The 15,028-nt window shown below is 55.0% G+C and carries 12 protein-coding genes; 8 read left to right on the top strand and 4 right to left on the bottom strand.

The features are described 5' to 3' along the window. Nucleotides 1-172: 172 nt before the first annotated feature. Entirely contained in the window at nt 173-1,540 is a 1,368-nt protein-coding gene (locus tag PGY33_RS01025; RefSeq protein ID WP_270476961.1) for a citrate/2-methylcitrate synthase, read from the top strand. Between the two features lie 70 nt (nt 1,541-1,610). Here PGY33_RS01025 and PGY33_RS01020 read toward each other — a convergent pair whose 3' ends face one another. Further along, nucleotides 1,611-2,540 (bottom strand): sugar phosphate isomerase/epimerase family protein, encoded by a 930-nt coding sequence (locus PGY33_RS01020; protein WP_118761383.1) that lies wholly within the window; start codon nt 2,538-2,540, stop codon nt 1,611-1,613. A gap of 416 nt (nt 2,541-2,956) precedes the next feature. Between PGY33_RS01020 and PGY33_RS01015 the strand changes: the two genes are divergently transcribed. From PGY33_RS01015 to PGY33_RS01005, 3 genes are all read left to right on the top strand, one after another. Then, entirely contained in the window at nt 2,957-3,970 is a 1,014-nt protein-coding gene (locus PGY33_RS01015) for a sugar ABC transporter substrate-binding protein (RefSeq protein WP_270476960.1), read from the top strand. A 229-nt stretch (nt 3,971-4,199) separates the two neighbouring features. After that, complete coding sequence (locus PGY33_RS01010; RefSeq protein ID WP_118753404.1) at nt 4,200-5,705, top strand: sugar ABC transporter ATP-binding protein; 1,506 nt, start codon at nt 4,200-4,202, stop codon at nt 5,703-5,705. Further along, complete coding sequence (locus PGY33_RS01005; RefSeq protein ID WP_118753403.1) at nt 5,698-6,681, top strand: ABC transporter permease; 984 nt, start codon at nt 5,698-5,700, stop codon at nt 6,679-6,681. The genes PGY33_RS01010 and PGY33_RS01005 overlap by 8 nt, the downstream gene beginning before the upstream one ends. A gap of 286 nt (nt 6,682-6,967) precedes the next feature. Here the strand turns inward: PGY33_RS01005 and PGY33_RS01000 are convergent, their stop codons facing one another. Then, entirely contained in the window at nt 6,968-7,984 is a 1,017-nt protein-coding gene (locus tag PGY33_RS01000) for a LacI family DNA-binding transcriptional regulator (RefSeq protein WP_118479116.1), read from the bottom strand. 299 nt (nt 7,985-8,283) lie between these two features. On the opposite strand from PGY33_RS01000, the gene PGY33_RS00995 reads away from it, so the two are divergent. Continuing rightward, nucleotides 8,284-9,291, top strand: coding sequence for a Gfo/Idh/MocA family protein (locus PGY33_RS00995; protein ID WP_118479118.1), 1,008 nt, complete (start codon nt 8,284-8,286; stop codon nt 9,289-9,291). Nucleotides 9,292-9,387: 96 nt separating this feature from the next. On the opposite strand, the gene PGY33_RS00990 is transcribed toward PGY33_RS00995, so the two are convergent. Together PGY33_RS00990 and PGY33_RS00985 are read right to left on the bottom strand one after the other, a co-directional pair. Further along, nucleotides 9,388-9,990: a hypothetical protein gene (locus tag PGY33_RS00990; RefSeq protein WP_117750901.1), complete on the bottom strand. Its 603-nt coding sequence runs from the start codon at nt 9,988-9,990 to the stop codon at nt 9,388-9,390. A 98-nt stretch (nt 9,991-10,088) separates the two neighbouring features. Next, nucleotides 10,089-11,108 carry a Gfo/Idh/MocA family protein gene (locus PGY33_RS00985; protein ID WP_117750902.1) on the bottom strand — a complete coding sequence of 340 codons (1,020 nt, stop codon included), beginning with the start codon at nt 11,106-11,108 and terminating at the stop codon, nt 10,089-10,091. Between the two features lie 303 nt (nt 11,109-11,411). On the opposite strand from PGY33_RS00985, the gene hrcA reads away from it, so the two are divergent. The 3 genes from hrcA to dnaK are packed head-to-tail and all read left to right on the top strand — an operon-like array spanning nt 11,412 to nt 14,903. Beyond that, on the top strand, nt 11,412-12,458 hold the full coding sequence (hrcA, locus tag PGY33_RS00980) for a heat-inducible transcriptional repressor HrcA (protein ID WP_158557228.1): 1,047 nt from the start codon (nt 11,412-11,414) through the stop codon (nt 12,456-12,458). A gap of 28 nt (nt 12,459-12,486) precedes the next feature. Next, nucleotides 12,487-13,014 (top strand): nucleotide exchange factor GrpE, encoded by a 528-nt coding sequence (gene grpE, locus PGY33_RS00975; RefSeq protein ID WP_116705396.1) that lies wholly within the window; start codon nt 12,487-12,489, stop codon nt 13,012-13,014. A gap of 56 nt (nt 13,015-13,070) precedes the next feature. Beyond that, nucleotides 13,071-14,903 carry a molecular chaperone DnaK gene (gene dnaK / locus PGY33_RS00970; protein ID WP_270476956.1) on the top strand — a complete coding sequence of 611 codons (1,833 nt, stop codon included), beginning with the start codon at nt 13,071-13,073 and terminating at the stop codon, nt 14,901-14,903. Nucleotides 14,904-15,028: the final 125 nt, after the last annotated feature.

Genomic DNA, 15,028 nt, shown 5'->3' with positions numbered 1-15,028 from the left:
GCCTTTTTATGCATAAATTTATCAAATTTGTGGGCATATCCGGTGTAACTGCTGAGATATGCGAAAAAATTTACGAATTATTAACGGAACTGTGCAAAAAATGTCATGTAAACGCGAGTGGATTATGATACAATAAATATATCACACAATGCAGTAAAAGGGAGGAATCATCATGACACCGGAACACGATATTTTACAGGTCACGCCGCGCGTGGAAGCGCTGGCGGCGCTCTGCCGCTCAAACAGCCGCATTGATCCGGCGCTGTACCGCAAGTACGATGTCAAGCGCGGTCTGCGCGACATCAATGGACAGGGCGTACTGGCCGGTCTGACCAACATTTCGGACATTATCTCCCGCAAGGAGACAGGCGGTGAAATCGTGCCCTGTGAGGGTGAGCTGTACTACCGCGGCATTCGCATTCAGGATCTGGTGCAGGGCTTTATCCGCGACGGCCGCAAGGGGTATGAGGAGGTTGCCTATCTGCTGCTGTTCGGTGAGCTGCCGGATGCCAAGAGTCTGGGCGATTTCAAGGCTCTGCTGGCACAGGGACGCACGCTGCCGACCAATTTCACGCGCGATGTTATCATGAAGGCGCCGACGCATGATATGATGAACAGCCTGTCGCGCAGTGTGCTCACGCTGGCATCCTACGACAGCAACGCGGATGATATCAGCCTGCCGAACGTGCTGCGGCAGTGCCTGATGCTGATTTCGGTCTTTCCGATGCTGGCTGTGTATTCCTATCACGCATACAATCACTACGAGTGCGGCGGCAGCATGTACATTCACTACCCGTCGGACAGTCTGTCTACTGCGTCCAACTTCCTGCGCATGCTGCGCCCGGATATGCAGTACACGCCGCTCGAGGCCAGCGTGCTCGATCTGGCGCTTGTGCTGCACATGGAGCACGGCGGCGGCAACAACTCGTCGTTCACAACACACGTTGTCACGTCCTCCGGCACGGATACCTATTCGGCTATTTCTGCGGCGCTCGGTTCACTGAAAGGCCCGAAGCACGGCGGAGCGAACTACAAGGTCGTGCAGATGTTCGAGGATATGAAGAAAAATGTGTCGGACACCACGGATGAGCAGGCAGTCGCGGACTATCTTGTCAAGCTGCTGCGCCGTGAGGCATTTGACCAGAAGGGACTCATCTACGGCATGGGCCACGCTGTGTACTCGATCTCGGACCCGCGTGCGCAGGTATTCCAATCCTTCGTCGGTCAGCTGGCGCACGAGAAGGGCAGAGATGCGGATTTCGCGCTGTACACCATGGTCGAGGAGGTGGCGCCTCGGGTTATCGCGCAGGAACGCCACATCTATAAGGGTGTGTCCGCAAATGTTGATTTTTACTCAGGTTTTGTGTATTCCATGCTGGGTTTGCCGCCGGAATTGTACACGCCGGTGTTCGCGATGGCGCGTATCGTCGGCTGGAGCGCCCACCGCTTGGAAGAGCTGATCAACACGGATAAGATCATCCGTCCGGCGTACCGCTGCGTGCAGCCTGCGGAGCCTTATATTTCTCTTAAGGAACGCTAAGACTTAATATAATAAAGAAAGCAGGTGCTGTAAGCGTAAATTACAGCACCTGTTATTATAGATATAAGATTTAATAAATATTGAGTGCTTCGCGCAGCACCTGCAGACTGGCGAGATGGCCGTCGAGCATGGAGAGTGTCAAATCTTCCATTTCAAGGGAAATCTCCTCGTCGTAGCCCGACATGCGGACAACCGAGAAAAACTCCTTCCACCACTTGGCATCGTGTCCCGCGCCGACGGCAACATAGTTCCACGAGCGGCGGGCAAATGCGTCGATCGGCTTGGTATCCAGCATGCCGTTCGGCTGCCAGTAGCGGCGCTCCGGCCGCGAATCCTTGCCGTGAATATGGTAAATCGCGCCGTGCTCACCGAGCACGCGGGCCGCTTCGATCGGATCGCCGCCCATCCAGAACAGGTGGGACGGATCGAGGTTCATGCCGATCATCGGGCCGACGGCCTCACGCAGACGGAGCAGCGTTTCCGGGTTGTAAACCAGCTGCATACCGTGGTTTTCGAGCGCAATTCGCTCGATTCCGCAATCCTCCGCCAGCTTAACAAGGTTTTTCCATGCGGGAATCGCAACCTGATTCCACTGGTAATCCAGAATGTCCTGCGTCTCTGGCGGCCACGAGGTCGTGATCCACACCGGCGTTTTATCACCCTCGCAGCCGACCGGCAGACCGCTCATCATAACGATCTTCTTTACTCCGAGCTGATGCGCCAGCTCGAAGGTTTTCTTGGTTACATCCATGTCCTTTTCATACGCGAGCGGGTTGCCCGAGCAGTTGAGCGCGCACAGCTCCAGCCCCTTTTTACGCATGGCGTCATACCATTTTTCACGGGCGGTCTTGTCGCTTACCAGAAGGTCGAGGTCACAGTGCGGCGCGCCTGACCAGTTGCCTGTGCCGATCTCGATGGCTGCGATTTTCTGCTCTACGCAGAAATCGAGCATCTGCTCATAGGGCATATCCAGCGTGCAGGTTTTGATAGCAAGCTTCATTTTCACATTCCTTCTCTCTTGTATGGTGCGGTGACTTTTTATTCGGTGTACTGTAATTTTACCACATTGTAACCTTTTCGTGCAAGACATCTATCCAAAATATGCCCAAATCCGCCTGCATTTTACCGTGAATTTATGGGAAAATTGCCGTAAAAACTGCAAAAATGCACAATGCACATAACGGGTTTTTCGAACGGCAAAGCGGAAAGCTGTCAATCTGCACAAGGAAGATGGTGTCGAACTAACCACTTCCAACAAAAATGACAAGAAAGGCTTGTCAAACCAGTAAGATTGCATTAAAATATTACCAGAACGTTGGAGCGTTCCTAAGTCCCGCACAAGGCGGGGACCGACAGGCGGAACGGCAGGGCAGAGAGACCCGCCCGCTCCGCACGAAAAAGGAGAGAGGTTTTATCATGAAGAAGAGATTACTTGCTATGCTGATGACCGGCGCTATGGTTGCAAGCCTTGCAGCTTGCGGCGGCGGTTCTTCCACCCCGTCTACGGACGACAAGACCGGCGGCGATAAGGCTGGCACCACTTCCGGCTGCTCTGTTGACGTTATCCTGAAGACGACTGCTTCCGAGTACTGGAGCTACGTTAAGGCTGGCGCTGAGGCTTACTCCAAGGACAACCCGGACGTAAAGGTTGAGGTTAAGGGCGCTACCTCCGAGACCGCTTACGACGAGCAGCAGAATATGATCGAGACCGACCTGAACTCCGGTGCATACGATGCATTCGTTATCGCTCCGCTGCAGGCTGACCTCGTTAAGACCCTGATCGCTGGCCAGACCGCACCGATCGTTGCTGTTGATACCAACATCGACGCACCTGAGGTTCTGTCCTTCGTAGGCACCGGCAACGAGGATGCTGCTGCAATGGGCGGCAAGGCTGCTGTTGAGGCTGCTAAGGCTGCTGGCTGGGATAAGGTTCAGGCAATCGCAATTTCCGGCGTACAGGGCGACGGCACTGCTACCGCACGTCTGACCGGTTATGAGAAGGGCGTTACCGAGGCTGGCGGCGAGTTCCTGAAGGACGAGATCCAGTACGCTGACGCTGTTGCTGATAAGGCTGCTACCTCGATGGAAGCAATCATGCAGAACCATCCGGAAGGCGTCGCTATCATCGTCTGCAACAACGACGATATGGCTATGGCTGCTGCTCGTGCTGCAAAGGGCAACGCTGCTTACGAGAAGACCATCTTCGTTGGCTTCGACGGCATCCAGTCCGCTTGCAACGCTATCCTGTCTGGCGAGGAGACCATGTCCGTTGCTCAGGAAGCATACGACATGGGCTACAAGGCAGTTGAGGCTGCTGTAAAGGCTGTTAACGGTGAGAAGCTGGAGAAGTTCATCGACTCCGGTTGCTCCGTTGTCAACAAGGATAACGCTCAGGAGCGTCTGGATACCCTGAAGGGCTACATCGGCTAAGCAATCCATCCCACACGCTTGTGGTTTTCCATTAGTTCCAGCATTTAAGTGAACGAGAAGAAACCCCTGCTCGATTTTAATCTCTGCAGGGGTTCTCTTTTCAAACATGCTCCCGCGGACAAGAAATGGTAAAGAGCTTGCACTAGGCAGGCTTTTCCTTAGGGAACTGAACCGAGAACAGTTTACCTTGTCCCGCACTTCATCTCGGAGAAGAAAAGGTGATATGCAAATGAGTGAATACGTAGTAGAACTGAAAAACGCGACCAAGCGTTTTCCGGGCGTAGTGGCTCTGAAAAACATGCAGCTTTCCGTCAAGCCGGGCGAGATCCTCGGCCTGATCGGTGAGAACGGCGCAGGCAAATCTACGCTGATCAAGGTGCTGACTGGTGTACATCAGGCAGACGAGGGTCAGATTTATGTAGACGGCGTCGAGCAGCATTTCAAGGACCCGAACGATTCGGCAGCGGCTGGCATCGCGTGCGTATATCAGGAGCTTAACATTGAGAAGCTGCTGAGCATTACTGACAACATTTTCATCAACAAGTGGATCAAAAAGGGTACTCTGCTGGATTACCCGACCATGCATAAAAAGGCAAAGGAAGTTATGGCTTCGCTCGGTCAGGACGTAGACCCGACCAAGCCGGCAGGTAACTTTGGTATGGGCGTACAGCAGATGATTGAGATCGCGAAGGCGGTTCTGATCAACGCAAAAATGATTATTATGGACGAGCCGACCTCCTCTCTGGGCGAGAAAGAGGTTGAGCAGCTGATGAAGACGTGCCGTGAACTGAAGGCACGCGGCATCGGCATCGTCTTTGTATCCCATAAGCTGGAGGAGCTGTTCGAGCTGTGCGACCGCGTTGAGGTTATCCGTGACGGTGAGTTCATCGCAACCAAGCCGATCGATCAGTGGGATAATGACTCCCTGATCACCGCAATGGTAGGTCGTTCGCTAGATAACCAGTTCCCGAAGGAATTCGGCACCAAGTCCAAGGAGCCGATGCTCGAGGTTGACAGCGTTGTTGAGGCAGGCGTCCTGAACAATGTATCCTTCAAGGCATACGGCGGACAGATTCTGGGCTTTGCAGGTCTGGTCGGCGCTGGCCGTACCGAGATCATGCGCGCGATTTTCGGCGCAGATCCGATCGACAGCGGCAAGATCAAGATCAAGGGCAAGGAAGTATCGATTAAGTCTCCGCGTCAGGCTATCAAGCATGGCATCGCGTTCCTCACCGAGGACCGTAAGGGACAGGGTCTGGTACTGGCTCAGACCATTCGCACCAACCTGATTCTTGCTAACATGAAGGGCTTCTCTTCGGGCTTGTTCCTGAACGAAAAGAAGATTCTCGAGGCAGGCGAGCAGAACATTGCGTCGCTGCGCATCAAGACCCCGTCGATCGACGAGATCGTAGGCCAGCTGTCCGGTGGTAACCAGCAGAAGGTCGTAATCGGCAAGTGGGTCAACACGGATGCAGAGATCTTTATCTTTGACGAACCGACCCGTGGTATCGACGTCGGCGCAAAGGTCGAGGTGTACAATGTAATGAACAGCCTTGTCAAGCAGGGCAAGTGCGTTATCATGGTATCTTCGGAAATGCCTGAGATCCTCGGCATGTCCGACCGCGTAATCGTAATGCGCGGCGGCGAAGTAATGGCCGAAGTAGACCGTGACAGCGAACATTTCAATCAGGAAGACCTTATGAAGGCAGCTTGGGGAGGTAAATTAGATGACTAAATCGAAGAAATCCAGCAGTTTGATGTCTTATGCTGGTACTTTTGGCGCACTGGTAATCCTTTGTGTAGTTCTGGCGATCGCTTCGCCGAACTTCTTTAAGTATTCCAACATGATGTCTGTTCTCAAGCAGACCTCGTTCAATGCACTGGTATCCACCGGTATGCTGCTCTGCCTGATCACCGCCGGCATCGACCTGTCTGTAGGTGCGAACGCAACGTTCGCTGCCTGCCTTGCTGGTATGCTGGTTAACAAGGGCATGACCAATCCGGTCGTTCTTCTGCTCGTCGCAATCGTCGGCGGCACCCTGATCGGCTGGATCAACGGTATGCTTCTTACCCGTCTGCACCTGCCGCATCCGTTCGTATCTACCCTCGGTATGAAGAACGTACTGTGGGGCGGTGCGCTGATCATCACCAACTCTCAGATGGTATCCTTCTCCGGTAACGATGCAGTTATGTGGCTGGGCTCCAAGACCCTTGGCGGCTTCCCGGTATCCTTCATCGTAGTAATCGTTATCTACATCATCATGCACATCCTGCTCACCAAGACCGCTCTGGGCCGTTCCATCTACTGTGTAGGCGGCAACCCGGAAGCAGCTCGTCTGTCCGGTATCAACTCCGCTAACGTGCTGACCTTCTGCTACACCCTGTCCGGTTTCATGGCAGCTCTGGCTGGTATCGTTTCCATCGGTCGTTCCGGTATCTGCAACGGCGTTAACGCAATCCAGCCGTACGATACCGACGCAATCGCGGCCTGCATCATCGGCGGCGCATCCTTCATGGGCGGCAAGGGCACCATGGTTGGTACCATGCTCGGCGCGCTGATCATCGCTGTTCTGCGTAACGGCTTCTCCCTGCTGTCCGTTTCTTCGGCAGTACAGAACCTCGTACTCGGCCTGGTTATCATCGGCGCCGTACTGCTCGACGTTACCCGTGAGCGCATGGCTGCTAAGGCTCGCCGTCTGGCTGCTAAGTAATCAGTCCACGCATATCAAACAAAAAAAGAGTCGCTGTAAAGCGGCTCTTTTTTGTTGTGGAAAACCCTTTTTCGATTTGCGGAACGGCGGAGTTGCCGTCTGCGGACGGCGGGAACGTGCCGCACGCGCGGCAGGCTCGGCGGCCTGGAGGTCTATCGGGTGAAAGTGCGGCGTGTCAGCGCCGCACAATTTGTTCGGTCAGATGGTAGGATTTTCTATCAATAGATGCAAATGGACGAAAATCGTTACAAATTCTCCGCTCTCAACTCCCCACTCTGAACGCAGTTTACAGCATTTCCTGCGTGATCAACCGCAGATCGGTATAATACAGCTCCCGTTTGGGCTGCACGCCGCGCAGCAGCATTTGATACATCGCCAACACGGCGTGGAACGATTCCTGCGAGAATGACTGACCGATCACGAAATCCACCGTTCCCTCGCGCAGATACCGCTTCGCGGTTGGCGTGAGGTCGTTGCAGACGATATGCGGACGGGTGGTGCGCCGCGCTTTTCGGATGCCCGCGATGCAGCTGGAGAGCGGCTGGCAGGCCATATAGACGGCGTGCAGGCGACTGTCGGCCTGAAGCGCCTGCGCGACGAGTTCACCGGTGAGTTCAGGCATTTCGTTGGTTTCGATCACGCGGTAGGCATCTTCGGAGAAGCCCAGCTCGAGCAGACGGCGGCAAAAGCCGTCCACGCGGCCTTTGTGGGCCTCCATACGCAGATTTCCGGTGACAATGAGAACGTGCTCGGGCGGGCGGATGAGCCGCGCCATGACACCGGCGGCGATAGCGCCTGCGCGGACAAGATCCTGTCCGGCGTGGCACAGACGGCCGCTGTGCGGCACATCGGCATCATAGGTGATGACTGTCACGCCTTGCTGCACTGCCTGCTCGATGGCGGCGCGGACCTCCGGCGTATTTTCGGCACGGATGATGAGTCCGTCCACGCCGGAACGAATTTGTTCGTCCATCGCGCGGAGCAGCTCCTGCATGGTCATGGTGCGCAGCGGCTGCTCGGTCAGTATAAACGCCGGATCGGCGATATAGCGCAGCGCCTTGCGAATGCCGCTGACGATCTGTCGATTGAAGTGGCCGTCCGTCCATTGCGGAATGAGAATAGCCGCTTGCCTGCAATCTGCCGATTTCGGCGGCACTGGAGGCTGATAGCCGAGTTTTTCTGCGGCACGGACAACTTTTTCGCGTATCATCGGATTGACGTTGGGGCGTCCGTGCAGCACACGGTCCACCGTGCCGCGCGACACACCGGACAGCTCTGCGATTTTTTGTATGGTAACTGCCATTGACACATTCTCCTTTTCTACTTCAAAGTATAGGGGAGAGCAGCGCTGACGTCAAGTATAACTACGCACAGTGCACAATCAAAAATGCACTGTCATCTGCTTTTGAGACTTCATTTTGCCATAAATTTGCGGTGCTTTTTTAGGCAGGCTACCAATGTTTTGGTGGGACGGTTGACCGTGACGGCGGGATTGCGGTACAATGTATGCAATGAAGAAAAAAGTGTGAAAAAACGTGGGAATCCGCGAATATTAACGAGATTTTAAGTGATTATTCTTGCTGTTAAAAGGAGAGGATCAGCATGCTGAATATTGGTGTTATCGGCTGCGGCGCAATCGGCCGCGATCACATTCGACGCTTGACGGACCTTGTTCCGGGCTGTCAGGTTGTTGCCTGTGCAGACTATTTTGAAGAAGCTGCGATTAAGGTTGCGGCGCAGTATGAAGGCATGAAGGCATACAAGACCGGCGAGGAGCTGATCGCAGCACCGGAGGTGCAGGCGGTCGTTATCACCTCGTCCGACCCGAGCCACGCAGGCTATGTGCTCGAGGCTCTCAAAGCGGGCAAGCAGGTGTTCTGCGAGAAGCCGCTGGCACAGAGTGCCGCCGACTGCGAGAAAATCATCGCGGCCGAGACTGCACACGGCAAGCGTCTGGTACAGGTCGGCTTTATGCGCCACTATGACCGCGGCTATGCCGAGATGAAGCGCATCATCGACTCCGGCGAGCTGGGTGCACCGCTGATGATTCACGCGTGTCACCGCAACGTGTCTCAGCCGGACGGCTTCCAGACCGAGATGGGCGTTTCCAACGTTGCAATCCATGAGCTGGATATCTGTCGTTGGCTGCTCGGTGACGAGTATAAGAACGGTCAGGTGCTCAAGGTGCGCCAGTCCGCGTGCTCTACCAAGGGTTATGACAACCCGCAGATCGTGCTGCTGGAAACCCAGTCCGGTGCGCGTATTGACGTAGAGGTTCAGGTTGCGGACGCTTACGGTTACGACATCCAGTGTCAGGTCGTCTGCGAGAAGGGCACAGTCAACCTGCCTGATCCGTATGCGGTTGTCAAGCGCTCGAACGCAACCCGTTCGTTCCCGATCCTGACCGACTGGAAGGACCGTTTTATTGAAGCCTATGACATTGAGCTGACCCATTGGGTCAAGACCCTCGAGGAGAAGGGTGAGCCGGATGGTCCGTCCGCATGGGACGGCTACGCTGCCTGCGTTGCAGCAGACACGCTCAACCGTTCCCGCGGCACGAATCAGTTCCTGCCGATCGAGATGATGGATAAACCTGCTCTCTACAAATAATCTCTCATATAAAAGAAAAAGGACCGCTTAAGCGGTCTTTTTTCGCGTTTGCAGAAGTATTTGATATCTTATGGGCGACATAATCTCGTGCCGCAGTTATGCAATCTCGCTCTTGCGAGCGGCGCGGACGAACAGTCCGAGCACGATCAGGCAGAAACACTTAGAAAAGAGCGAAATCGAGGTTTTGAGCGCGCTGTCCAGCAGGACGGCGGCAATATCGCAGATCAGCGGCACGAAAAAGCACAGTCGGATCAGGCGGGACGGATAATCATAGCCGCGTTCCGCGCGAAGCGCCTCCAATCCGGTATACAGAAAGAACTGGGAAACGTACAGGCAAATCACGCCCGCCATGACTACCAGACTCATCACCGTGATGACCGCGGCAGAGTTATAGGGCGGTCGGTCGGTCAGCGCTATCAGAAGCGAGATCAGTCCGACAACGGCTGCGCAGACGCTGATAATGTTGACAGTGAAGGCGCGGTGCAGACGGTCGGACAGCTTGCCGAGCTGATAGAACGGATAAAACTGTGCGACTGCGGCAGCGAGTGCGAGAATATTAGATAACGTGATTTGACCGGCTTCACCGCTGAACAATACGACCGGCAGGTCGATCACGCTGAACAGCACATTCAGAGCATTGAACAGCCAGAACAGCAGCAGCCAGCGGTACGCGGGAGCATTAGGGTTAGCATTCGTCATAGACTCTACCTCCTTTCCATTATCATAGCAGAGAAGATGGAAATGTGCAAGAAAAAGCAGAGCCTTTCGGCTCTGCTTTTGTGCGATTTTACAATATATTAATACTGTACCTGAACCGGCTTGCCGGAGTGGAACGAATCCGTAATCGCGTAGGTAACGAGGGTAGCCTTGGTGCCGTCGTAAACGGTCAGTTCGGGCTTGCGGTCCTTCTGGATGCAGTCGATGAAGTCGACCATTTCCAACAGGTATGCTTCTGCGAAACGCTGCGGGAAGTTCTCGATGATCTCCTGACGGGCGCCGTACTGGTCGTATACCATAACGCGGTCTTTCCACGGTACACCGGCAACGCGGATATGCGCCTCGGTGCCGACGATTTCGGTCTCGGTGTGGTAGCCGTGCGGTGCAGTGCGGCCAACGTGCAGGAAAGCGACCGTGCCATTATCAAACTTGAGCATTGCCATGCCGGTTTCGGTGTCACCGTTCTCGGCAAACTCGGGGTGCTTGAAGTTGGTGCCTGCGGCGTAAACCTCGGTAACCTCACCGCCGAGGAACCAGCGCATCAGGTCGATATCGTGGGAAGCGGCGTCGATGAAGATGCCGCCCGAGGTCTTGGAGAACTTGATGCAGCTCTCGACCAGTGCTTCCGGGTCCAGACCGGTAGCCTTTACCAGATACGGCTTGCCGATGCGGCCTGCGTCGATCTGTGCCTTTGCATCCGCGTAGGACGGATCGTAGCGGCGCATAAAGCCAAGGAAGAAGATCTTGTCCGGGTGACGTTCAACGGCAGCCTCAGCGCGCTTGCACTCCTCAAGCGAGCAGCCGAGCGGCTTGTCGGTGAAGACGTGCTTGCCTGCATCGAGCGCGTACTCGATCATCCAGCAGTGCTCCGGAGAGGAGGAGACGATAACGACAGCTTCAATGTCTGCCTCGTCAACCATTTTCTTGTAGTCCGTGGTGGTGTACTCTACCTTGAGGTAGTCCTTTGCCCAGTCCAGCTCCTTCTGCACGAGCGAGCAGGCAGCGACCAGCTTGCAGCCGGGAATCTTGAACGCGAGATTCTGCGCGTGTACCGAACCGAGACGGCCCAAACCAACGATGCCAACTTTGATTTCCTTCATGTTTGTTCTCCTTTTTATAGAGCGGATTTTCTCTCTACGGCAATCGAACGATTGCCTGTCTCTCTCATAGTAATTCTATCACTGCGTGGACGCGAACGCAAGGAAAAACGACCAAATCAGAGCATTTTTCATACGGTGAAAATTGACATTTCAGCACTCGGCAGACGAGTGTGATAAAATTCCGACCATCATTTCATAAATTGTTCACAAACAGCACTTGACTTTGTCCGTATGTGGTGGTAAATTAAGTTTAGCACTCGGGGAGATGGAGTGCTAACAACCGAAAGAAAGGAGTCTGCTTCGGTGGAGCTTTCGGAACGTAAAAAGCAAATACTCAAAGCCATTATCGGCGATTACATCCGCACGGCTGAGCCGGTCGGCTCCAAGGCATTGACCGAGGGACACGAGCTGCCGTTCTCGTCCGCCACCATCCGCAATGAGATGAGTGAACTGGAGGACATGGGCTACCTCGAAAAGCCGCACACCTCTGCGGGACGAATCCCCTCACCGCAGGGTTATCGACTGTATGTGGATGAACTGATGGAGCGTCCGGCCGACAATGCGGAGGACGGAAACGCACTGCAGAACAGCGTGCTTACCAAGGTACGCGAGCTTGACCACCTCATTCAGGAGGCCGGCAAGCTGCTCACCAGTCTGACGAATTACGCGTCGGTTGCTATCACACCGGCCATGACACAGATCGCCATCCGGCAGTTTGAGATCATCGCAGTCGATAAGATGAATTTCGTAATCGTAGTAGTTACGGATTCGGGCACGGTCAAGAACAAAATGGTCCGCACGGTAGCTGAGGTCTCCAAGGATGAGGCCGAGCTGCTCACCTATGTGCTCAACCAGACGTTGACCGGACTGCCGCTCTCGAGCATCACTGCCGAGCGATTCGACATTGTGCGCCGCGCCGCGGGATTGACCGCGCTGCTCGCTCCGGTAGCCGAGTACATCGCAGAGCTGATCACCGAGCTGAGCGACCAGAAGGTTTACCTCGATGGTGCCAGCAAGCTGCTTCGTTTTCCGGAGTACCGCGATACGAAAAAGGCGCAGACGCTGCTCGATTACATGGAGGACGACCGCAAGCACCTGCTGCCGGCCACCCGCAAGATCGACGGCATCCAGTTCTTCATCGGACCGGAAAACGGCGAAAACCCGCTGAGTGAAACCTCGGCGATCTACGCAAAATACGATATCGGTAAGATCGGTCAGGGCGCGATCGGCATCGTGGGCCCGACCCGCATGGATTACGCCAAGCTGTCCGCACAGCTCAGCCGCTTCGCAAAAGGGCTGAACAAGCTGATCGCCGAGACATTTTTAGATGAAAAAGACGGAAATCACTGATTTCCTGTAAACGGAGGCACAAAACGAAATGAGCAAAAAGACAAAGCCGGAGGCGGAAGAACAGGAGCAGGTAAAGACCGAGGCTCCCGCAGAGGAGACCGCCAAGGCTGAAGCGAAGCCCGCGACGGACTGGGAAGCCAAGTATAACGACCTGAACGACCGTTATCTCCGCATGGCGGCGGAGTACGACAACTTCCGCAAGCGCAGCCAGCGCGAGCGCGAGCAGGCATACACCGATGCAGTCAGCCGCGCCGTAACCGCACTGCTGCCGACCTACGATAACCTCGAGCGGGCGCTCAAGGCAGAGACTGCCGACACCGAATATAAAAAGGGTGTCGAGCTGACCATGACGCAGCTGACCGAAAGCCTCAAGGGTATTAACGTCACCGTCATCGACGCTGCCGCAGGCACCGCATTCGATCCGAACTTCCACAACGCGGTTATGCACGTTGAGGATGAAAACCTCGGCGAGAATGTCATCGCGGAAACCTTCCAGCAGGGCTTCCAGATTGGCGATAAGGTTATTCGCCATGCGATGGTGAAGGTTGCAAACTGATTACTAACTACTAATTAAAGTAAACAAAATCCTATCATTTAAGGAGTGTATTTATTATGGGTAAGATCATTGGTATTGACCTTGGTACGACGAACTCTTGTGTATCTGTTATGGAGGGCGGCGAAGCCGTAGTCATCCCTAACGCTGAGGGTGCGCGCACCACTCCGTCTGTTGTTGCATTTTCTAAGGACGGCGAGCGTATGATCGGTCAGGTCGCTAAGCGCCAGGCTGTAACCAACGCAGACCGCACCATTATTTCCATCAAGCGCCACATGGGCACCGACTACCGCGTAAACATCGACGGCAAGCCGTACTCCCCGCAGGAGATTTCCGCTATGATCCTGCAGAAGCTGAAGGCTGACGCAGAAGCATACCTCGGCCAGCCGGTAAATCAGGCGGTCATCACCGTTCCGGCTTACTTCTCCGACTCGCAGCGTCAGGCTACCAAGGATGCCGGCAAGATCGCAGGTCTGGAAGTTCTGCGTATCATCAACGAGCCGACCGCTGCTGCACTGGCTTACGGCGTAGATAAGGAATCCGAGCAGAAGATCATGGTATACGACCTCGGCGGCGGTACGTTCGATGTATCCGTTCTGGACATCGGCGAGGGCGTTCTGGAGGTTCTGTCCACCGCAGGTGATACCCACCTCGGCGGTGATGACTTCGACCAGCGCATCATCGACTGGATGGTTGACGAGTTCAAGAAGTCCAACGGCATTGACCTGTCGAACGACCGTATGGCTATGCAGCGCCTGAAGGAAGCTGCTGAGAAGGCGAAGATCGAGCTGTCCGGCATGAGCCAGACCTCCATCAACCAGCCGTACATCACGGCTGACGCTACCGGTCCGAAGCACCTCGAGCTGACCCTGACCCGTGCAAAGTTCAATGAGCTGACCGCAGACCTCGTAGAGCGCACCATGGGTCCGGTTCGTCAGGCTATGAGCGACGCTGGTCTGTCCGCTTCCGATCTGTCCAAGGTCCTGCTGGTTGGCGGTTCCACCCGTATCCCGGCTGTACAGGAGGCTGTTAAGGGCATCACCGGCAAGGAAGGCTTCAAGGGCATCAACCCGGACGAGTGCGTAGCAATCGGCGCATCCATCCAGGGCGGCGTACTTGGCGGCGAGGTCAAGGACGTACTGCTGCTCGACGTAACTCCGCTGTCCCTCGGCATTGAGACCCTCGGCGGCGTATGCACCAAGCTGATCGACCGCAACACCACCATCCCGACCAAGAAGAGCCAGATCTTCTCCACCGCAGCTGACAACCAGCCGTCGGTTGAGATCCATGTTCTGCAGGGCGAGCGCGAGATGGCAGCGGGCAACAAGACCCTCGGCCGCTTCACCCTCGACGGCATCGCTCCGGCACCGCGCGGTATTCCTCAGATCGAAGTTACCTTCGATATCGACGCAAACGGCATCGTAAACGTATCTGCTAAGGACCTCGGCACCGGCAAGGAGCAGAAGATCACCATCACTGCATCCACCAATCTGTCTCAGGACGAGATCGACAAGGCAATGCACGAGGCTGAGCAGTACGCTGAGCAGGATAAGAAGAACAAGGAAGCAGTTGAGGTTCGCAACAACGCTGAGCAGCTGGTATTCCAGTCCGAGAAGGCACTGACCGATCTGGGCGACAAGCTGTCCGCAGATGAGAAGGCAGGCGTTCAGGCTGAGATCGAAAAGGTTAAGGAAGCGCTCAAGGGCACCGATACCGATATGATCAAGGCTGCAACCGAGGGCCTGTCTAAGAAGTTCTCCGATCTGGCTGGCAAGATCTATCAGCAGCAGGCACCGCAGGGCGACCCGAACATGGGCGGCGCACAGGGCGGCCAGCAGGGCGACTTTGTAGACGCTGACTTCACCGAGGTTAAGGACGACGACAATAAGTAATAAGCAAGAGTGAAAATAGAAGAGTGAAGAGTGGAGAGAAAAACTCCTCACTCTTCACTCTCCACACTCCACTCTAATGGAGAGGCGCACTTTGGTGCGCCTATCCCTGTGTATAGGATGATTTT

Source organism: Butyricicoccus sp. AF18-9LB (genome assembly GCF_027684505.1).
GTDB classification, from domain to species: Bacteria; Bacillota; Clostridia; order Oscillospirales; family Butyricicoccaceae; genus Agathobaculum; species Agathobaculum butyriciproducens.
The sequence above is the reverse complement of the archived record's forward strand: the minus strand, read 5'-3'. Positions and strand labels throughout refer to the sequence as shown.